This is a genomic window from Kordia sp., from assembly GCF_965224175.1.
GTDB lineage: Bacteria > Bacteroidota > Bacteroidia > Flavobacteriales > Flavobacteriaceae > Kordia.
On sequence record NZ_OZ245041.1, the window covers coordinates 725,673 to 747,377 of the forward strand.

At 32.3% G+C, this 21,705-nt stretch carries 21 protein-coding genes; 9 read left to right on the plus strand and 12 right to left on the minus strand.

What is annotated here, in order from left to right:
- Nucleotides 1–16 precede the first annotated feature (16 nt).
- The 5 genes from ACOQOS_RS03425 (at nucleotide 17) to ACOQOS_RS03445 (ending at nucleotide 3,614) form a co-directional block, all read left to right on the plus strand.
- Complete coding sequence (locus ACOQOS_RS03425) at nucleotides 17–985, plus strand: KpsF/GutQ family sugar-phosphate isomerase (RefSeq protein ID WP_420573563.1); 969 nt, start codon at nucleotides 17–19, stop codon at nucleotides 983–985.
- Nucleotides 985–1,803 (plus strand): twin-arginine translocase subunit TatC, encoded by an 819-nt coding sequence (gene tatC / locus ACOQOS_RS03430; RefSeq protein ID WP_420573564.1) that lies wholly within the window; start codon nucleotides 985–987, stop codon nucleotides 1,801–1,803. The genes ACOQOS_RS03425 and tatC overlap by 1 nt, the downstream gene beginning before the upstream one ends.
- A complete protein-coding gene (locus ACOQOS_RS03435) occupies nucleotides 1,796–2,143 on the plus strand; it encodes a carboxymuconolactone decarboxylase family protein (RefSeq protein ID WP_420573565.1) in 348 nt (115 codons plus the stop codon). The genes tatC and ACOQOS_RS03435 overlap by 8 nt, the downstream gene beginning before the upstream one ends.
- A 114-nt stretch (nucleotides 2,144–2,257) precedes the next feature.
- Entirely contained in the window at nucleotides 2,258–3,013 is a 756-nt protein-coding gene (lptB, locus tag ACOQOS_RS03440) for an LPS export ABC transporter ATP-binding protein (RefSeq protein ID WP_420573566.1), read from the plus strand.
- A 61-nt stretch (nucleotides 3,014–3,074) separates the two neighbouring features.
- Nucleotides 3,075–3,614: a hypothetical protein gene (locus ACOQOS_RS03445; protein ID WP_420573567.1), complete on the plus strand. Its 540-nt coding sequence runs from the start codon at nucleotides 3,075–3,077 to the stop codon at nucleotides 3,612–3,614.
- A gap of 5 nt (nucleotides 3,615–3,619) precedes the next feature.
- On the opposite strand, the gene ACOQOS_RS03450 is transcribed toward ACOQOS_RS03445, so the two are convergent.
- Nucleotides 3,620–4,366: a CDP-alcohol phosphatidyltransferase family protein gene (locus tag ACOQOS_RS03450; protein ID WP_420573568.1), complete on the minus strand. Its 747-nt coding sequence runs from the start codon at nucleotides 4,364–4,366 to the stop codon at nucleotides 3,620–3,622.
- A gap of 227 nt (nucleotides 4,367–4,593) precedes the next feature.
- Here ACOQOS_RS03450 and ACOQOS_RS03455 point away from each other — a divergent pair, with 227 nt between their 5' ends.
- Both ACOQOS_RS03455 and ACOQOS_RS03460 read left to right on the plus strand, forming a co-directional pair.
- Nucleotides 4,594–5,568 (plus strand): PorV/PorQ family protein, encoded by a 975-nt coding sequence (locus tag ACOQOS_RS03455; protein WP_420575127.1) that lies wholly within the window; start codon nucleotides 4,594–4,596, stop codon nucleotides 5,566–5,568.
- 186 nt (nucleotides 5,569–5,754) lie between these two features.
- A complete protein-coding gene (locus tag ACOQOS_RS03460; RefSeq protein WP_420573569.1) occupies nucleotides 5,755–6,942 on the plus strand; it encodes a DUF4105 domain-containing protein in 1,188 nt (395 codons plus the stop codon).
- Between the two features lie 217 nt (nucleotides 6,943–7,159).
- On the opposite strand, the gene ACOQOS_RS03465 is transcribed toward ACOQOS_RS03460, so the two are convergent.
- Nucleotides 7,160–8,557 (minus strand): sugar transferase, encoded by a 1,398-nt coding sequence (locus ACOQOS_RS03465; protein WP_420573570.1) that lies wholly within the window; start codon nucleotides 8,555–8,557, stop codon nucleotides 7,160–7,162.
- A 9-nt stretch (nucleotides 8,558–8,566) separates the two neighbouring features.
- Entirely contained in the window at nucleotides 8,567–9,844 is a 1,278-nt protein-coding gene (locus tag ACOQOS_RS03470) for a phenylacetate--CoA ligase family protein (protein ID WP_420573571.1), read from the minus strand.
- Nucleotides 9,845–10,005: 161 nt separating this feature from the next.
- Between ACOQOS_RS03470 and ACOQOS_RS03475 the strand changes: the two genes are divergently transcribed.
- Nucleotides 10,006–10,884, plus strand: a complete 879-nt coding sequence (locus tag ACOQOS_RS03475) for a hypothetical protein (protein ID WP_420573572.1) — start codon at nucleotides 10,006–10,008, stop codon at nucleotides 10,882–10,884.
- A gap of 141 nt (nucleotides 10,885–11,025) precedes the next feature.
- On the plus strand, nucleotides 11,026–11,421 hold the full coding sequence (locus ACOQOS_RS03480; protein ID WP_420573573.1) for a hypothetical protein: 396 nt from the start codon (nucleotides 11,026–11,028) through the stop codon (nucleotides 11,419–11,421).
- Between the two features lie 178 nt (nucleotides 11,422–11,599).
- Here ACOQOS_RS03480 and ACOQOS_RS03485 read toward each other — a convergent pair whose 3' ends face one another.
- From ACOQOS_RS03485 to ACOQOS_RS03525, 9 genes are all read right to left on the minus strand, one after another.
- Nucleotides 11,600–12,604 carry a glycosyltransferase family 4 protein gene (locus tag ACOQOS_RS03485; RefSeq protein ID WP_420573574.1) on the minus strand — a complete coding sequence of 335 codons (1,005 nt, stop codon included), beginning with the start codon at nucleotides 12,602–12,604 and terminating at the stop codon, nucleotides 11,600–11,602.
- Nucleotides 12,601–13,281 (minus strand): class I SAM-dependent methyltransferase, encoded by a 681-nt coding sequence (locus ACOQOS_RS03490; protein ID WP_420573575.1) that lies wholly within the window; start codon nucleotides 13,279–13,281, stop codon nucleotides 12,601–12,603. The genes ACOQOS_RS03485 and ACOQOS_RS03490 overlap by 4 nt, the downstream gene beginning before the upstream one ends.
- A gap of 12 nt (nucleotides 13,282–13,293) precedes the next feature.
- Nucleotides 13,294–14,181, minus strand: coding sequence for a glucosamine inositolphosphorylceramide transferase family protein (locus tag ACOQOS_RS03495; protein WP_420573576.1), 888 nt, complete (start codon nucleotides 14,179–14,181; stop codon nucleotides 13,294–13,296).
- 165 nt (nucleotides 14,182–14,346) lie between these two features.
- A complete protein-coding gene (locus ACOQOS_RS03500) occupies nucleotides 14,347–15,945 on the minus strand; it encodes a hypothetical protein (protein ID WP_420573577.1) in 1,599 nt (532 codons plus the stop codon).
- Nucleotides 15,942–16,898, minus strand: a complete 957-nt coding sequence (locus tag ACOQOS_RS03505; RefSeq protein ID WP_420573578.1) for a glycosyltransferase family 2 protein — start codon at nucleotides 16,896–16,898, stop codon at nucleotides 15,942–15,944. The genes ACOQOS_RS03500 and ACOQOS_RS03505 overlap by 4 nt, the downstream gene beginning before the upstream one ends.
- Entirely contained in the window at nucleotides 16,895–18,211 is a 1,317-nt protein-coding gene (locus tag ACOQOS_RS03510; protein WP_420573579.1) for a hypothetical protein, read from the minus strand. The genes ACOQOS_RS03505 and ACOQOS_RS03510 overlap by 4 nt, the downstream gene beginning before the upstream one ends.
- On the minus strand, nucleotides 18,212–19,279 hold the full coding sequence (locus tag ACOQOS_RS03515) for a glycosyltransferase family 4 protein (protein ID WP_420573580.1): 1,068 nt from the start codon (nucleotides 19,277–19,279) through the stop codon (nucleotides 18,212–18,214). It lies immediately after the preceding gene.
- A 259-nt stretch (nucleotides 19,280–19,538) separates the two neighbouring features.
- Nucleotides 19,539–20,588, minus strand: coding sequence for an exostosin domain-containing protein (locus tag ACOQOS_RS03520; protein WP_420573581.1), 1,050 nt, complete (start codon nucleotides 20,586–20,588; stop codon nucleotides 19,539–19,541).
- The gene (locus ACOQOS_RS03525; protein ID WP_420573582.1) at nucleotides 20,589–21,704 is read right to left on the minus strand and encodes a glycosyltransferase family 4 protein; all 1,116 of its coding nucleotides are present in this window, start codon (nucleotides 21,702–21,704) and stop codon (nucleotides 20,589–20,591) included. It abuts the gene before it with no gap.
- Between the last annotated feature and the right edge of the window lies 1 nt (nucleotide 21,705).

Sequence of the window (21,705 nt, forward strand, 5' to 3'; positions counted from 1 at the left end):
TTTAAATTTATTCATTTTGAAATATAAAGATAGTATTATTAGCGTTGCTAAGCAAACCATTGAAACAGAATATAATGCGATAAAAAATTTAATTCCATTAATTGATGATGAGTTTGCGCAAGCTGTCTCATATATTTATAACTCTAATGGTAGAGTTGTCGTTACAGGGATTGGAAAAAGCGCAAATATCGCTACAAAAATTGTCGCTACCTTAAATTCTACAGGAACACCTGCAATTTTTATGCATGCCGCAGATGCTATTCATGGCGACTTAGGAATTATTCAAGAACACGATACGGTAATTTGCATTTCCAAAAGCGGTAACACGCCAGAAATCAAAGTATTAGTTCCGTTAATCAAGAATAGTAAAAACAAATTAATTGCTATTACTTCTAACAGAGAATCATTTTTAGGTTTGCAGGCAGATTATGTTTTACATGCCTACGTTGAAAAAGAAGCATGTCCTAACGGATTAGCTCCTACAACTAGTACAACTGCTCAATTAGTCTTAGGTGATGCTTTGGCCGTTTGCTTGTTAGAATTGAGAGGGTTTTCTAGTAAAGACTTCGCAAAATATCATCCTGGCGGAGCTTTGGGTAAAAAGTTATACTTGCGTGTGAATGATTTAGCTTCTGTAAATCAGCAACCAAAAGTATTTGCCAATAGTTCTGTGAAAGATGTAATTGTAGAAATTTCTAAAGGAATGCTTGGTGCAACTGCTGTAATTAATAAGGACGAAGAAATTATTGGTGTAATTACTGATGGTGATATTCGACGTATGCTGTCTAACAATGACTATATAGGTGATTTAAAAGCTGAAAACATTATGTCTTCAAATCCAAAGCGTATTGAAATTGATGCTATGGCAGTTGAAGCCTTGGAAGTAATGGAAGATAATGGAATTTCACAATTGATGGTAGAAGCACAAGGAAAATACGCAGGAATCGTACATTTGCATGATTTAGTAAAAGAAGGAATACTATAATGGGGAAAAATAAAAATGAAATGTCATTCTTAGATCATTTAGAAGAACTAAGATGGCACCTAATCCGAAGTTTTGCTGCTATATTTATCATTGCATGTGTTGTATTTGTTTATATTCAGCCTATTTACAAAAACTTACTGATTGTTCATCTTGATGGAGATTTTGTTACGTATCAGTTTTTTTGTGAAGCTTTTCAATCAATTGGTTTTGAAAGTGATTTTTGCGGATTAAAATTTGATGATGAATTGATCAACACAGATGTTACAGGTCAGTTTACTATGGCAATTTGGTCTGCATTGATCCTAGGATTCATATTTTCCTTTCCTTACATTATATTTGAATTGTGGCGTTTTATTGCTCCAGGATTGAGTAAAAAAGAGCGAAAAAAATCACGTTGGTTTATATTCTTTGCTTCACTCCTATTCTTTGTTGGGTTACTATTTAGTTACTATGTAATTATGCCCATGTCATCGTATTTCTTCTATAATTTCAAAATTGAAGAAGCCATCAAAAATACAATCAAAGTACAATCACATATAAGTTTATTAACAAATACACTGTTAGGAGTTTCCCTAGTATTCGAACTACCTTTAGTGATTTATTTCCTATCAAAACTAGGATTAATCACACCAGCATTCTTACGTAAGTATAGAAAACATGCTTTAGTAGTTGTATTAATACTTGCCGCAGTAATTACGCCTCCAGATGTAGCGAGCCAAATTGTGGTAGCAATTCCTATATTAATACTCTATGAAGTTGGAATCGTGATATCAAAAAGAGTTGAAAAAAATTTAAAAAAGAAAATAAAAAATGCCTAATCAAGTAGAAGAATTTAATGCCTACAGAGCTAAAATGAATGATAAAATTTTAGCCGATAATAATAAAGTTATTAAACGTATCTTTAATTTAGATACAAACGCATTTACAGCTGGCGCTTTAGATGTGCAAACAAAAGAATTATTAGGACTTGTAGCTTCAACCGTTTTACGTTGTGATGATTGCGTAAAATATCACTTAGAATCTTGCTATAAAGAAGGTTTAAGTAAAGAACAAGTAATGGAAACATTAAGTATTGCAACATTAATTGGCGGAACTATTGTAATTCCTCATTTACGCAGAGCGTATGAATATTGGGAAGCTTTAGAACAGCAATCATAAATTATAGTTTTTTAGACCGTCTATTTCTAAACAATAGGAAGTTAATTTACTATTAAAAAGTATTAGCGTTCTATTGAAATTAGTATTTTTACACTTCATAATGACCAAAATTATATGATTTTAAGAGCCGATAGTATCATGAAGTCCTACAAAGGACGAAAAGTTGTAAAGGGAATTTCTCTTGAGGTAAATCAAGGAGAAATTGTAGGACTACTAGGTCCTAATGGAGCTGGAAAAACTACTTCTTTTTACATGATTGTGGGATTGATAAAGCCTAATGGCGGAAAAATCTTTTTGGATAATATGGAAATCACAAAATTTCCAATGTATAAACGTGCACAAAACGGAATTGGATACTTAGCACAAGAAGCTTCAGTTTTTCGTAAATTAAGTATCGAAGAAAACATTTTGAGCGTTTTACAGTTGACTAAATTATCAAAGAAAGAACAACAAATGAAGATGGAGTCTTTAATTGAAGAATTTGGTTTGGGTCATATTCGCAAAAACCGTGGAGACTTATTATCTGGAGGAGAACGACGTAGAACTGAAATTGCGCGCGCTCTTGCTACAGATCCTAAATTTGTATTATTGGATGAACCATTTGCAGGTGTCGATCCAGTTGCGGTTGAAGACATTCAACGTATCATAGCACATTTAAAAAATAAAAACATCGGAATCTTAATCACAGATCATAACGTTCAGGAAACGCTAGCCATTACCGATAGAACTTATTTAATGTTTGAAGGAAATATTCTAAAAGCAGGAAAACCTAGAGAACTTGCCGAAGACGAAATGGTTCGTAAAGTATATCTCGGACAAAACTTCGAACTACGAGAAAAGAAATTAGATTTTGAGAAAAAAGAAAATTAAAAAAGAGGCGAACTTATCGCCTCTTTTTTTTGATTCAAATATTTTTATTTTAAAACAATGCATGAACATCAGGTATTTTTCGGCATACATTTTGACGACACAATCAGAATTAAAACCGTTAACACAAAATACCATGAAACTAAAAACTACATTATTTATATTATTTTTTCTTGCCATTGGATTTAGTCACGCCCAAAAAATCAAAATAAAAAAAGGAATTGTATACCTTGATGAAGTTGCCATTTTAAAATCTGATGCTAGAAAAACGACTCATTCCTTATACGATTTAGATGGAAATGAAATTTTATTCATTCGTTTTTCTGTGAGATCACAACTTTCTGATTTACAACATAATGAATTTAAGTTCTTAAAGCAAAGAATTACTGTTGAAACTACCGATTATGACTACACTTCTTTAAGTTACAAACAGACCATTATCAATATTATAGAATGGTTACTACAAGAAAAAGTACTCACAACAAATGGAAAAATTAATCCTGGAAAAATAGAGTTGTTTCATTATAAATACGACGAAGCAATCTCAGAAAAAATAGGCATTACAAAAACTTCTTGCAATTGTGATTGCGATAATGAAGACTAAAAAGATTACTTTTTAATCAATGAAAGCAGTACGTACAATAAGATAATGATTGGAATCGCTAAAAAGTGTAAAAACACCAATAATAAAACACAAGTAAGCAAGAAAATATACTTTACCATGTTATTTTTAAAACTCCAATCTTTAAATTTTAAAGCAAATAATGGAATATTAGCGTTCAGTAAATAACTACTAATAACGGTCATTGCAATCAAAAACCATTTATTTAAAATAATAGCATCAATTGTTGTACTTCCTTGATATGCCAAAATTAAAGGCAACGAAACTATCAACAAAGTATTGGCAGGAGTTGGCAATCCAATAAAAGAAGAAGTTTGATTGTCATCAATATTAAACTTTGCTAAACGATATGCGGAAGCTAGCACAATACACAAACCAAATAAAGGTAAAATGTGAACTTCATTTTGAAACCAATGCCATGAATCTGACCAAGAATGTCCGTCATGTACTTTTTCATGAATATCTAAAGCTCTGTTAAACAACTGATACATTACAATTCCTGGCACGATTCCACTGGTTACCATATCTGCGAGCGAATCTAATTGTAAGCCTAATTCACTTTGAACATTTAACAATCTAGCTGCTAAGCCATCAAAAAAGTCAAAAAAGATTCCTAGAAACACAAAAAATGCTGCAATTTCTAACTGATTTTTCACAGCAAAAATAACCGCTAAGCAACCGCAAAAGAGGTTTAATAATGTGATAAAATTTGGAATATGTTTTTTGATATTCATGTAGTCGATTTTTTGTAAAAATAAATAAACTTTGCAAACTCTATAGCCAAGAAGTAGAAATGTTGATGAATTGAGTACAATATCTATCTATTTTTTGAGTTTATTAGGGTAGAAAATCGCATATTTGTATAAAAATTACACTCTTGAAAAAGTTATTAGTTTTCCTCTTTATCATATTTGCCCATGTAGCGAATAGTCAATCTGTTGCTAAATATTCAAATGAATTCATGAATATTGGTGTTGATGCTGGCGCTTTCGGAATGGGAAATGCTGTTGTAGCAAACATTGGTGATGTCAACTCTAGTTATTGGAATCCTGCGGGATTAGTTCAGCTAGAAGACAAACAATTGGCATTAATGCACTCAAGTTATTTTGCAAATATTGCACTGTATGATTATGCAGCATTTGCCATGCCTATTGATGATAGAAGTGCTTGGGGAATTTCTTTAATTCGTTTTGGTGTTGATGATATTTTAAATACAACCCAATTAATAGATAGTCAAGGAAATATTGACTTTAACAGAATTAGCCTTTTCTCTGCTGCAGATTATGGAATTACTTTCTCATATGCGCGAAAAATGCCTGTACAAGGCTTAAACTATGGTATTAATGCCAAAGTAATTCGTAGAGTTATTGGTGATTTTGCTTCTTCTTGGGGATTTGGTTTTGACTTTGGATTACAATTTAGACACAAAGAGTGGAAATTTGGTTTGATGGCGCGTGACATTACGACAACATTCAATACTTGGAGTATCGATGAAGATTTATTCAACAATGTAAGTGATCAAATTCCAACACAAGATTTGCCAGAAACGACAGAAATCACAATTCCTAAGCTACAGTTTGGAGTTGCCAGAACATTTACATTCAACTACGATTATGCACTAACTGCCGAAGTTGATTTAAATATGCGTTTTGCTGAAACAAACGATGTTATCTCTACTTCATTTGCAAGTGTAACACCTTCTGTAGGTTTACAATTTGCGTATACAGACTTAGTATTCTTAAGAGCTGGAGTTGGTAATTTTCAAAATGAAAACAACTTTGGATCTGAATCATTAACGTTTCAACCAAATATTGGAATTGGGTTTAAATACCGAGGAATTCAAGTAGATTACGCTTTAACAGACATTGGCGATCAAAGTGCTGCTGTGTATTCCAATGTATTCTCTTTAAAAATCGATTGGAGTTTATTTAGATAGACAACTTTTTCCTTCTTTCTCTCAAATCTAGCTTTAACATAAAAATAACGAGCTCGATCTTTCATGTGACCAATAAAAAATAATACATTTGAACAGATGAAATGAGCCGTAGCAACTATAATATTGCTGATCAAAAAGATAATTGGCGAATTTTATCTGACCTTTTAATGTAATAAACATGAACAGATGAAAAAGCTTGTATTTTTTCTATTTCTTTCTGTGGGAATGCTCTTTGGACAGCAAGCCAACAAAATAAAGCTTTCACCAGAAGCTACATTTTCAGTAATCACTTGCGGAGCTGGCTCAGAATTATATTCATCGTTTGGACACAGTGCATTTCGCATCAAAGATCCAGTATTTGGTTATGACGTAGTCTACAACTACGGAACTTTTGATTTTAACACTCCATTATTCTATATAAAATTTGCACAAGGAAAACTTCCTTATCAACTTGGAAGAAGTAGCTTCAAAAACTTTATACGCACCTACAAATACGAAAAACGTTGGGTAAAAGAACAAGTATTAAACTTAACACCTGAGCAAAACAGTACACTTCTCGCCTATTTAGAAAACAATTACAAAGAAGAAAATCGAAATTATAAGTATGACTTTTTCTTCAACAATTGTGCAACTAAAAAAAGAGACATCATAAAAGAAAACTTCAAAGATGCTTTCATTTTCCATGAAGATCATATCACATCTCAACAAACATTTAGAGATTTAATTCATGATAATTTAAATGACAATTCTTGGTCAAGTTTCGGAATCGATATTGCACTTGGTGCTGTCATTGACAAACCTGCAAATGCGAAAGAATATCAGTTTTTACCAGAATATGTATTCAAAGCCTTTGAAAACGCAACCCTAAGCGGCGGAAAAACTCCTTTAGTAAAAGAAACAAAACTAATTTTAAAAGCTCCGGAAAATGCAATCTCAAACGGAAACATCCTGTTGAGTCCATATGTGATTTTTACTATTTTCTTACTAATAGTACTTGTAATCACATTTTTAGATTTCAAAAACAACAAACGAACACGCTGGTTAGACGCTATACTAATGCTTGTAAGCGGACTTGGAGGAATTATGTTAACACTGCTTTGGTTTGCTACAGATCATACAGCAACAGCTACGAACATGAATATTTTATGGCTGCTGCCGATTAATATTTTCTTCGTAAGAAAGTTTTTAGTACAAAGTAAAGAATGCAAATCGTTAGCAAATCACACTATGGTTTGTATACTATTGATAGTTGTCGTTTTCTTTTTATGGATCATTGACTTTCAGCAATTTGCTTTGGCCGCCATTCCGTTACTGATACTATTTTTAGTACGTTATATATATTTGACTTACTACTTTAGGAAGTTAGAAGCATAAAGTCATGTCGATAACAAACTATGAAGTTTGTTTAAGCTTAAAAGTGATCAATTTGCTTGTTAAAGAATATTCTTATTCTAATACGAAAGAAACAGATTACCATGAATTTCCCTGAAATTCGTGCAAAAACGTATCAAATGTGTCTAAAATCTAGTAGTGAAAGTTGTCTAAAAATCTAAAAGCGAAGCATTTCTAAGAGAGATAGCAAGTCTAAAACTTATCTTCCTCGATAAAACAATACAGTACTCAGAGTTTTTACTACAATATTTAAATCCAAAAAGAAGCTTCGATGTTTAATATAATATAAATCATATTGGAGTTTGCGCAAACTGTCTTCTACTGAAGCGCCATAATCTGTTTTTACTTGTGCCCAACCTGTAACGCCTGGTTTAACAACGTGTCGAATTTCATAAAACGTTAAATCTTCTGATAATTGTTTTACAAATGCTGGACGTTCTGGTCTTGGACCAATCATGCTCATTTCACCTTTTAAGACATTGATAAACTGAGGAACTTCATCCAAACGAGATTTACGTAAAAAACTACCAAATTTCGTAATTCGATTGTCATTTTTTGTTGCCCAAACAGCTCCATTTTGCTCTGCGTTGACAACCATACTGCGTAGCTTATAAATTTTAAAAGGAACACCATTTTTACCAACGCGTTCTTGTGTGTAGAACAACGGACCGCGATTTCCAATCAAATTCCCAATCAAAACAAAAGGTAAAAAAAACAAGCTTGCTAACAATCCAAGAATAGAGAAAATAATATCAAAAAAGCGATGAAAAAACAAATACAGCTTATTTTGATTACTTCGGCTAAACGGAAAGTACTTATAAAAATCTTTCCCTACATATTGTACTGGCACACGAAATGTAAGTTCTTCATATACTTGCATATATTCTTTAATCGGTAAACCTGTTTCTAACAAAGCTATCAAACCATCAAACAAAGGTTTACTAAGTTCTTCACGTTCATTACTTCCAATAATGATTTCTGAAACTGCTTTTTCTTGTACAACTTCTTTCAAATTTAAATCCGTAATCTCCTTTATATCAGTTAATTCATTACTTTTAACTGTCAAATTCAAACTTAAATCTATATAACCAACTATTTTATAATAGTTTGTATTATTCTTGATCGCATCTGACATGATTGTAATCTCTTCAGTACTTCCTATCAATAAGATATTTTTAAAAAATCTAGGAGAAGAAATAAAGAAAATATAAGCACATCGCCATAAAAAGATAGCAACAGACATTGCCAAGAAAAAGTATAAAATTTGCAAACGATTTTCAGGTAATTCTGGTGTAAAGAAAGGTGTTAGCAAATAACACAAAACCGTAATAGAAACTGTGAGTACAATTCCTTGAAAAGTAGTATCATAACGACTGGATTTCTGCAAGTTGTACAATTCTAAAATTGTTGAAAACAGAATAAAATATACAATCAAAACAACACTCCAAAGCCAGCGTTGTTCCGTAAATTTAAAATAGTCAAAATCGAAAATATTTGATACGATATACAATCCAAAAAGCATAGCAAGTACATCGAAGACTCTCAATAAGAGTTTGCGTTCCGATATTTCGAAATGTATGTTTGAATTCGAGGCCATAATGTATAACTAAATATAAGAGATAAAACTTTTTGTTTTTCCTTCACCGACTTTCTTCTTTACATTTGGGCAGATTGTGTAAGTAATATCGTCGGAAAAATAAGCATAAATCTCTTCTCTTAGCTTTTCTTCATCTTTATTGGTTAAGTTTTCTTCAAGGTTAAATATAAGAATTCCTTTTTCTTTTTGGATAATTTGATACGTTAGTTTTATATTATATTTTGCTCCAAGGTTCTTAAAAATATAGTAAAAATATAAACTTGGGTAAATTTCTTTCTTACCATATACGTTCTCTCCTATTCTACCTGTGACCTCATTTAAAATATAATGTGCTTTGCCACATGAACATTTTGTTTCTCTAGATGCTAATTGTATATAATCGCCTAACTGATAGCGAATAATTGGAAAAGTTTTCATCTGCAAATTCGTCACTACAATCTGATTTTCAATTGCTTCCACAATAACGCCTTCCATATTAATGTGCATATTTCCTGAAGCACACTCAAAAGCAATAATCCCAGTTTCTGCAGCTCCGTACTCACTGATAATTGGCACACCAAATGCTTGCTGAATTTCTTCTTTATAACTGTCGTAAATTTTCTCCGAAGTTCCTTTTACCATCTTAATATGTGTAGGTTTCGGTAATTTTTGATCGTTTATCAACTTTGCGGATTGATAAATCATTGAAGAATACCCATGAATATAACGCGCTCGTTGTAATTTATTTACAAACTTTTTAAATGCTTTTTCTTTGTAATCAAACACACGGAAACGATTTTGTAAAGCATCTAAAATATTGACTTTAAAGCGTTTCATCGCTGAAAAATCAAATCCCCAAAAGTAACCATTGCGTTCCCAAGGTTGCACATGATGCCATGAATATCCTCTAAAAATAGAAGCTCTATTAAAAGAATCAGCAGATTCTTCACGCTTATACACTAACGGATCTCCAGAAGAACCTGAAGTTGTAGCTGTAAATACTTTTTTAAAATTGTGCTTGGTGTGAATTGCTTCTGTGTGTTCCAACACATCTTGCTTAGATAATAAAGGTAATTGCTGAATATCTTCTAAAGAAGTGAATTTTGTTTCATCAATAGTAGCAAATGCTTCTTTATAGTAACTAGAATGTGCTTTCGCGAATGAAATTAGTTCTTTTAATTGTACTAATTGATAGGCTTCTAATTCTTCAATAGACCATTTTTCAGACTCTTTCAAAAATGCAAACCATTTCCGTATGGAAGGATTTCGCAAGCGTTCGCCAAGATTGAAAATAAATTTATGAAACATAATTATAAGACTAACTACAGTGTAAAATGAACCAAAACAAGACAAGATTCTTCCTGAATATTGTAATTGGTAAATTTCATCAGACAAAACTAAATTAATAAAATTTAACAGAGGAAAATAATCATTTTTTATTTGTTATTTTGCAATCGAATCTGGCATTTATGAATCATCAAATCAAATCGTTAATTTTTAAATCATTAGACATTTTACCTAATAAAATTGGGTATGGTGTATATCATCAATTACAGAAGTTTCTGAATAGAAACAGCATCAATTATAAGATAAAAACGAATGATCGATCGTTTAATGAAGCTTTAAAAATTCTAGCGGAAGCTAATATTGAACTAAAAGACAAAACAGTTTTTGAATTAGGTTCAGGTTGGGCACCAATTATTCCTTACTTTTTTATGTATTTTGAAAATGTGCAAAAAGTCGTTACCTATGATATTAATGAACATTATGACTCAAAAACGATTGCCAAATTAAATTCATATTTTAAATCCGAATTCAAGATTGATGTTACTACAGAAAAAGGTGCTTATGATTTGCCTAGTAATATCAGTTATTACCCAAATAAAAATCTTGCAGAAACTGGCTCTATTTCGAGTGAGGCTGTCGATTTAATCTTTTCTCGATTTGTATTGGAACATATTCCTCCGAAAGAATTGGCAGAAATTCACCGAAACTTTGCAAAAAATCTACCAAAACCATTCTACATCTTACACATGATTTCGCCAAGTGATCACAGAGCATATGATGATAAGTCATTGTCGTATTACGATTTCTTAAAATACAGCAAGGACGAATGGAAAAAGAAACATACTAAATTCGATTATCACAACCGTTTGCGTCTACCTGATTATTTAGAAATCTTTAAAAATGAAGGTTTTGAAGTGGTTTCTTTAGCTTATGATACTTGTGATATAGCTTCTGAAAAGTATAAAAAATTCAAAGAGTTAACGCTTCACAAAGATTATGAAAACTACACAGAAGAAGAGTTACTTGCCGGAAGTATTAATGTGTTGTTGAAAATTTCCTAAGGAATTTTAAAGTACACTTTGGATACGTCTTTACAATAACAACAAGCCTATTTTAACGAATGCTTAGAAGCTGTTTCCGATTAAAATCTTATCTTTCCGTAGTTTTATATATTTTACTCTATGATTCAAAAGTGTTTCTATATGTTTCTAATTGTATTTGTGTTTAGTTTTTCACTAAATGCGCAAACGGAAATTTCTATATTTGATCAAGATACAAATACTAAAAACGTTAAGTTTTATCAGATTGAAAACTACAGTCAATTGTTTAGCACAAAGACTTCATTGACTAATTTTACAATTAATGTCAGCGATCTTAAGAAGCCTTTCTTTGAAAAATATAATTATATATCTGCTGTAAACGATATCTATAGTAATACCAATAATGATGTATTTACCTATGTAAAATCTACTTATAACATAGAAAACATGAATCGTGGTGTAAAAATTGATTCATATAATCCTTTAGGAATTTCTCCAAATGGCACAAGTGTTCTTTTTGGTGTGTTTGGCGTTGTCTTGGATAAATTACAAAAGTAGAGCACTTAATGTTTACAGTCTTTACGAGCGCAAACGAAGTAATTTATATATCAAAAAACAAGCTTGATATTTGAAGCAATAGATTGCCACAAGTTTTTATATTACAAACATCATTTCAAGTAAATTTATGTAGCAAACTTCTACCGAGAAGTACTATAAAATGATTGTAATCAGCAAACTAAACTAACAAGTCTTTCCACTGCTCTTTGACAACTTCCCAATTAAAAGTTTCAGCTTTTTTACGTCCATTTTCTGATAATTTCTGAGCAATTTGAGGAGTAACCACCATTTTTTTAATGTGAAAAATCATTTCTACAACATTATTTGGCTTCACTAACAAACCATCTTCTTCATGATTGATCAAGTATGGAATTCCACCAACACTCGTAGAAACAATCGGCATTCCTAGTGCCATCGCTTCTATGAGACTTACAGGCATATTGTCAAAGTTTGTAGTATTTATGAAAATATCATACGCTTCAGAAAGAGAAATCCAATCTTGCTTGGTGAGTTTCCCTGTAAATTTTACATCAACTTCTAATTCTTTGGCAAGTTGCTGCGTTTTTTCAAAAGAAGTATCTTTTTTAGGACCAACCATGCACAATGTTGCTTCTACTCCATTCAACTTCAAACCGTGCACAATTTCAATTGCCAATTGCGGATTGTATATTTCGGCAAACGAACGAACCCATAATAGTTTAGCTTGAACCTTTTTTCGTAGTTTAAAAGGATATTCTTTAAGTTCAACATTATTAGGAATATGTTTCAAGTTCGTATAACCATACTTCTCAAAAACAGTTTTCAAAAATAATGATGGGGAAACATTGACGTATGCATTCTTAAAAATCAGATCACTTTTTTCCTTGCTGTTTTTTAAGCGTTTTTCTAAATTTCCTCCATGTAAAATTGATATATATTTGATTTTAAATCGAATACACAGTTTACTCACATAATATGCATACAGAAAATTAGCTGTACTGTATGTGTCGATAAGTACATAATCAAGCTGTTTACGGTGTTTAAAAACCGTCCAAAGCATGTCTAATAAACGTAGAACTTTGTTTTGTTTGTTGGAAGTCAATCGAATGTCAAAACCTTCTTTTTGGAGTAATTTCCCCAAAGTTTCAATGGTTGTAGCCGTTTTTCCATGGCCAGAAACGATATTTCCAACATATACTATCATGCTTTTTTATGCGCTACAAAAACATCAAATAAAGGTAAAATTGGTAAAATTTTTGCCAAACTCTTCACTTCATACGTTTCACTTACAATCTTACGAATCGATTGAATTTCAGAATCGTGATAATCGCCTGTAAAATCTTGTCCAGCCAATTTTCTTCCTAATTTATATAAGAAATTTTCAGTAGGTCCAGAAATGATCACTTCTCCTCCATTTTTCAATAAAGTTCTGAATTTTCCCATGTATTTTCGTAACTGATCGTCGTTCATATGTTCCAATACATCAAGTGCTATGACAACATCAAATGTATTTTCTTCTAAATCTTTATCAAACAAATCACCTTCCATAAATGTTATAGCATCAGGATAGTTGATGTTTTCTTTCAATAAATTTACAGGTCTTAAATCTAAATCTAAACCAACAACATTGTGTGAATTTGTTGCTAATTCATACGACATTACGCCTGTTCCACAACCAAAATCTAAAACTCTGAGCGACTTTTTATTTTTCTTATGCACATAATTAGCTACGACTTTTAATCGTTTCCAAAAAATATGATCAATTACAGGATTTTTGTGTGCGTATGCTGGTAAAGCGGCTTCTGATAATACTTCATCTGTTCCTTGCGCTTTGAGTCTTTTTACAATTTCTGTTTTAAAAAGCTTCTTTGTTGCTTTCATGTTCGTTTTAGGTTAAAAGTTGTTTTTTAGGCTAAACGTAATTTTTTCAGTTCCATATCCATAACCGTCAAAAATTGCTTTGTACGTTCCGTCTGGCAATTTATGAATATCTATGTGATGCATTCCATTTTTTGCCCAAGTTTGTCCTTGATTTTTAAGAATCGGGTTATTTTTTAGTGTATTTTCTTTATAAAATGTCTTTGAAATAGAATCGATTGAAAAACCATATACAGCACGACCATAACCGCCAAAATGATCTTGTGCAAAGCGAATTAGTTTTCCATCATAATTTAAAAGTCTTCCCGCAGAACGTGTATAGTTTCCAGATAATAATGGTGAAGAAGGATGTTCTTTCCATTCGCCATGCAGACTATCGGAAACATATAAACGTAAATCTTTATCTTCCGTAGCAAATAAATAAGAAACTTTGTCTTTTTCAAAATACGTTGCATCAACGAGTCGTTTGTTTGTAATCAAAACTTTATCTACTTGCCAATCAAATGGAAAATTATTGGTTTTATACAAACGTACTTGACTATGACGTTTTGTTTCAGGAATCATATAGGTAACTCCATTTTTTTCAAATATAAACGGATACGACAAATGCACAGTTTCGTCTAAAGCAATTCCGAGATATTTCCAAGTTCCATTTTCTTCAACAGCCACACCAATATCTGCATGTTTCTCACTCATGATTTCAAAAAAAGCATACCATTTTCCGTCTTTTTGGTGTAAAAAAGGATCTGCCATGAGCAATTTAGCAGGAATTTTATTGTTTTCACGATTGAATACTTTTGCTTCAGAAACCTTCCAAGACAACGGATTTTGCGTAGTTCCTGTTGCAATTGAGTAATAAGCTCCTGTAATTTTTCTTCCGAAAAACGGCACCGGTTTTTTCATAAAATAACAATAGCCGATATAACTCGAAAAGAGAAATCCGAGAATGAAAACTATAAATATTATTTTTTTTAAAATCTTCAAGTTGTTTTTTTTAAGGGATTAGCGAATTAGGAATTTGGGATTAGTGCTTATACTACTAAAATCAGAGTATCTAACACCCAAAAACTAATGCCTAATGCCTGTATCATACAATCGCCATTTGCCTTTTTGAAAGCGCAATTCAAATTCCGGTAAATCTATATAAATTAATACATATTCCACACCATAATCGCGTAAAAATTGATTGGATGCTTCACGTGATAGTTTATTGTAATTTTGATAGTCTTGATACCATTGCACATATCGTTTAGGATTTCCTTCTATCAACATATTTGCACCTTTACTATCTAAAACCACAGAACGTTGTCCGCCAGAACGACCAATGTCTGGAGCAAATAGAATTGCGTCTTTTGGTGTATTTTCTCGTATAAAAGTCAGTACTTCGTTCAAATCTTCACTTTCTTGCCCATTTACAATTGATCCGACAGATAGCGAATTTGGCAATACACGACGAATCATGTCATTAGATACAAAAGGAATTTTGCCAAACGAATTTTGTTTACTAAAGACAAGCATCAAAAAAAATCCACCAAAAATATACGGAAGGATTTTCTTAAAAAGATCATTTCTATAAAGAATATCTAACAGAAAAGCTATGGCAAAGTACATTGCCAAAATCAATAGTTTTTGCATGCGTACCAACTGAAACGACATTCTAATATTTAAGTCAAACATAGAGTTAATCGCCAATTCTACATAAGTTGCTAAATTTGGAAGCACAAATAGCAATGCGCTTAGCATTACAATATATTTGCTTCGCAAGCGATCTTTCATTGTTCCTTTAGTATATGCAAGTATGATAAACGCAACAACAATAGAGAAATATGCTCCATATTTGAGCGATATCCATTGTTTCCAAAATGTAGTTGGTTCTGATAAAAATGATGGAAATTTTAATGCGACTGCTTCTTTGTATAGCGCTATATCATAATCTGCTTTTGCAGAAACATTTCCTAAATACGTGACAAAAAACGGCAGCATTCCTATAAAAATCAATACTAAAGAAATGAGGTTTTGCTTACTGAATAAGGATTTCCAGCGTTTTTCTTTAAAATATGAATGTACTAGAATATATCCTATAAAAAGTAACACTCCACTTAAACCTGTTATGGGATGAAAATTAAATAGCAAACCAGCTAAAAAAGCAGCTAAATATACTTTTTTACTGTGTTGAAAATTCAGAATTAAAAATGGTAATGGCATGATCGCGTAATACACAACACGCGGTAACAATGACCATATATCTGAAATTCCCCAATATTCTAATCCAGGAATCCAAACAATTCCGCGCATCAACACAGAAACAAACAAGGCTATCCAAAAGTTTTTTGTGATTCTGAATAGTAAAAAATACCAAAGCAATCCAAATAGAATATGACAAATGAACGTAAGTATATTCAAAGCTTGCACATAGTTACCATCGGTAAAATTGGCAAAGAAACGAAGCGTTTCTATATAAAAAGGTGTGTAATATTTTACATTATCGAGATCATTTGCAAATGTATCATGTGGAAACATCGCAGGATCGTCCATTTTTAAACAGACAGGAATAATATTGTGTAAATCAGAGCTTAAATGTGTTTCATTTGAAGATAAATTCCCCAAATAATACCCAAAAGCAATACAAACATTCAGTAAAACTACGATGATGTGCTTGCGATTCATGACACTGATTTTGGCGCTTTTAAGATATCGTATTGTATGGCTTGTAGTAATAACTGAAAGCCAAGAATCAACGAAACTGTAATGAGCATAATCGTTCCTACAGGCGTAAATTCACCAATATTGTGGTAATGAAGCCAATTGTAAATTCCATACACTACACCAAATAAAAACATTGGAATTCCAAATAACAAGTAAATGGAAGCAATATTAAAATCGTAGATAAAATAACTCTTTATAATACGTTTCCAGAAGGTTTTTGTCAATTTTGGAATGAAGATGAATGGAATTTTCCAAACTTGCATGCTCGATTTTTCATCTCCATAATGCGCTGGCATTGGTACATCTTTGATTCTTGCATCTTGAAAATACAATTCTGCAATCAGTGAAGATTCAAAATAATAATCGCGATGAATATTTTTGAAATCTAATTGTTTCAACAGTTCTACTTTAATGGCAAAAAAACCATTCGTCGGATCGAAATTGTTCCAATAACCCGAAGCGGCTTTGGTCAAAAACGACAATCCTAAATTCCCAACCTTTCGTACAAACGGCATTTGTCGTAAGGCTTTAAAATCTTTGAAACGATTTCCCTTTGCGTATTCTGCTTCTTTGTTAATTAATGGTTGTAGTAAATGCGGAATAAAACTACTGTCCATTTGATCGTCAGCGTCTACTTTAATTACAAAATCAAGTTCTAATTCAATTGCTTTCTTGAAACCATTTTTTGTAGCGCCACCAACTCCAGAATTCTTTTCATTTTTAACAATAACAATTCTTTCTTCAGACTTGGACTTAGCAACTAAATTTTCAGGAATAGGTTCTTTTCCACAATCATCCACAATGATAATTTTGTCAATGAATTCAGGTAACTTTCGCACTACATTTTCTATGTGTTTTGCGGCGTTATAATATGGAATGACGACTCCTATGGTATGTTCAGCAAAGTTTGTCATGATTTTATGTAATATCGAGGGCTTAATAAAACTGCTGTTGCAAATAAAAACAAGCCCAATATAGCAAAAACAGGTCGGTAAACATATAATTGTTCTCCAAATAATAAAGTAACCATCGTTGCTAGGACTAATCCTTTGAGTACAATTCCTAATTGTACAAAACGTTTAAAGTCTAAGGCAAAGTAACTTAACAGCCATCTTACATAGAAATATAGACCAACCAAACCGACTTCATTAATCAGCGTTAAATAAATATTGTGTGCTGAATTTCCGATCAAAATGAAATTATTAAAACCCGAACCAAACGGCACAATGTATACATGTGTGAGCAAGTAATCTATATATTTTAATGATAAGTTTTTTCTTCCGGCTCCTAAGTCTTCATAAAGTTGATCTACATTTCCTTGTGCTACCAACGTCGGATCTGATATCTTACTAAATACACGTCCATCAATTACATTGGTGATCAACGTAAAAATTTCGGTATTGTACATGGAAACAATCATAAGCCCAATACCTAAAACAACAGACATATAGATAAATTTCCCTGTAGATCGTATAAAGAAATATCCTAAAAACACCAATAAACCTACATAGCTCGTACGCGAACCACTCAAACCTAGCGCGATCATAGCGAAGATGATTCCCGCTAATAACATAATTTTATTGATGCGTAGTTCTTTCTGAAGAAACATTCCAATAAAAGTTACCAACGAAATGTACATGACCATTCCCAAAACAATCTTATTTGGTCCTAAAATACCAGAAAGAAAGCCTCCATACGCTTTTCTATCTAATTCACTCCACAAATACGGAACAACTCCAAAGTGTTGAAATAACACTACTAATGAAGCTATAATCACCATGATAATATGTAAATATACCAGTTGACGGTACGTTTTTATACTTCGCATCAAAATCAAGAAAAATATGAATGAAAAGTAGAAAATTAAGAAATGATACATGAATAATGTAGTTCTTAAAATCCAAGTTAATCGTCCGTTTAGGTAACTAATAAAAAACGTAAAAATCATCATAAACATACACCATCGGATGAATGTCCATAAATAAAATAAGTACTTTTCTTTATTGATAAACCATAGCAAAACTATTCTATTTTGGTAGAATTGATACATTATCATCATTCCGACAAAATCGTATAAACGCAATTCGTTATTTCCCGTAATACTGTAATTAAATACCGCAACATTGTAAAAATAAGATATCAGAATTAAAAATAGCGTTACCTTGAGAAGACTTGATTTTCCAAGTATTCTCATACGCTTTTCCATATATTCTGTAAGTGTTGCCATTTACAATTCGTTGTAAAAACTAATTAGTTGCTGAATGATTGCTTTTTGAGCAAAATTTTCTTGTATGTGTATGTATAATTTTTCCGCTTTCGCGAGACGTTCGTTTTTGTTTTCCATTAAAAAACTGAGTTTCTCTGCAAAAGCCGTTTCATTTTTCGGAGGAACAATATATCCTTTCGTTTCGTCAGAAACAACTCGGTTACATTCGCCGACATCTGTGGTTAACACTGCTAATTCATGCAATCCATATTCCAACAACGCAATTGGTAAACCTTCAGATGCTGATGAAAGTACACCAATATCGCATTGACTCAAAATGTGTGAAACGTCTTCTCTACTTCCATAAATAAAGATTTTTTCACTTAATCCGTGATCGTGAAGATACAATTTGATCTGTCGTGAATAATCATCTTCAAAATCTTTTCCGACCAAATGCAATGTCCAATCGTCTTTTTGTACCATTTTAAACGTTTTCAACAGCAACACATGATCTTTTTGCGGACGTAAATTCGCCAAACAAACAATACGTTTTCCTTCTGCTCCTTTTAGTTCCGTGCTTGTTTTAACCGTTTCATTCTTCACGGGAAAATTTGACAAATAGACAATTTTAGAAACTGCTAAGTTGTTTTTTGCCCAATCCTTTAATCGTTGGTTTACGGAAATTACACCATTCATGGCATACGAAGCCATCTTGATTGCAAAAGCTTTTCGTTGCGCCAAAAATTCACTATTTCCATAATGATCATGCCAAACCATTTTAAATTTCGGATAGATCAATTTGGTTAAAAACACAATGAAAAATGAAGTAGCGTGTGCATGAACAATAGAAATTTCATTTTTTTTAATAAAAGCTTTCAATCGCTTGATCGCTGCAAAATCGAAAGTACGTTGACGATTCAAAAATAAATATTCAACTTCGTCAGCAATCTGATTCTTTAAAATTCCTTCTTTTCGCGTTGTACACAAAAACGAAGTTTCTACTTCTGTAGCCAAAGCATTTGCATACGTAACGGCCAATTTTTCGGCGCCGCCAGTATCGAGTGTATCTATGACTTGAAGGGTTTTCATATGTTCATTTATTCGTTTATTCGTTTATTCGTTTATTCGTTTATTCGAAAATACTTTTAAATTTATAATTCAATATTCTACATTCCCAAAACGTCAGTTCTAGTGATTTTCGTTAGAAAATAATATCGAGAATAGCTACGATACAATAAACTCTTTGATTTCAAAGTTGTTCTCGACACAAAATTCTTTCATTTCGACTGCGCTCAATGTGACAGAATTTCACTCAAACTGACGTTTTGAATAATTAAACATTTAGCATTTACAATTCACCAGTCTTCAGAAGGTCATGAACACTAGCAAAAAAGCTTGTTAACGTTAAATATTCTTCCCAAAGTTTCCTATTTGCTTTTTGAATTTCTTCAAATTTTTCTTGCGTTAAATTTTGATGAAACTCCAATAATCTCGCTTCCATTTCATATTCTTTTCCTTGCGGAATTCGAATGCAATGTTTTGTCCAATCGATGATTCCTTCTAGCGGAAGCAAGCAATCCGTATCTATCAACACAGGAATTCTTCCCATTGCCAACGTTTGATAAAAACGTACTGAAAAGTTTCCTGCGCCACGCAAATTGAAAATATAATCTGAATCGTTTATGTTTTCGTAAAATTCGTATGTTGTCTTATCTACAGAACGATTTTTTCGCACGCCGGCACGATAACGTTCTCTGTAAATAATGTTGGTTTTAATCTTTGGATGTTTCTCTAATCGCTTTAAATATTTGTAACGCATAAACGGCGCTGCAAACCATTGCTGTGGTTCTAAACGTGTTTTTCCTAAATGAAATTTTAAATTTCTGTAGATAACAAAGCCAATATCTTTTACCGCTTTTAATAGATTCGGAGTTGCTTGTCCCACAAACCCAATGACAGGTTTTTCAGCTTTTACACGAACTTGATGATTTTCTTTTTCGATGTAATGTGCTAATGGATCTTTAAAAAAAGCAGGAAATGCTATTTGATTTTTCAGCTTCTTACTTTTATAACCACTATTTCTAAAAACATACACATCTTTATTTGTTGGCATGACACCTTGATCTCCAGAAACATATGTTAACACTTTTAGATTTTTTGAATGACATTCATCAATGAAACGTTCAGCTTCAGCTTGTAAATCATTATTTAAATAATAATTCCAAGAAAAGGGTAAAAAAGCTACTTCTGCATCATCAATTGTATTTACCAATCGATAATAGTTTTTAACTTCAGGAAATTCATCACGCTCATCAAATAGTAACGCATATACCAATGGAAACTTCTCTCCTTTTGGATGTTCCGAAATGAATTTGGTATCTGTATAAACGTTCAACATTTAGAGCAATGATTTTAGTTCGTTTTCAAAGGTATCTAGCGTGTAAATTCTACTCCATTCGATCGCTTTTTCTACTTTTTCTTGATAAGCTTCTGGCGATTTCAATACGTTTTCAATTGCTTCAACTGCACTTTCCACAGTTGGTTCAATCAAAATACCACGATTTCCTTCATCTAGCATATACGGAACACAGGAAATTTTTGTTACAATTGGTAAACTTCCCCAAAACATCGCTTCTGCCACTACTTTTGGCCAACCTTCCGATTTAGAAGGCAACATCATGAAGTGAGCAGTTTTGTGTACTTCTTTTACTCGATTAGAAGTTACGTTTCCGTGCAATGTAATGTATTCTTGTAATTGATTTTGAGCAATGTACGATTCTAATTCGTTTCGTTTTGCGCCATCTCCATATACGTCCAAACGTACATTATAGTTACGTTTGCGTAATGCTTCTATGATTTGAATCGTTAATAACGGGCGTTTTCCTGGAGATAATGAACCAACAAAACTAAAAGTAATTGTATCACTAAAAGTACGTTTTTTCACTTCTCCTTTATCACGATCGCGATACGTTGCTGTAAAGAATGATTTTATATTTTTTGTTTGATTTTTCCAATCACCATAGACCAAAACGTTCATTTTTTTAGTCAAAAATGTATTGGATAGAATTCTTTTTTGCAATCGGTAACTTAAAGGTTGCTTGCTGTTTGGATCCCAATTTCCAGCATACTTCGCAGTTTTTATTTTTGACGGAAAGAAAATTTGCGATACACAACCTATTAATCCTATGTTTCCAGGGCAACGCAAATGGATATGATCTGCTTTTCGCATGGCGCCAATGATTTTAAAAAAGATCACTGGCAAAACCAATAATGTTTTTAAACTTGATTTTATACTTAATAGATTGAACGCTGGAATCGATTTGAAATCTATGTTCTCATGTTGATACGCAATATCAATTGGACGAATTTCTTTATCTGCCAGTAATGGCGCTACAATTGTGACTTTATCTACGTATTTTAACCATAAGTTCATTTCCTTTACATACGGTGCGTACGCAAGGTAATCTGCCTCTCTTTTGGCATGTAAAACGTGTGTGACGATTAGAAAATTCATG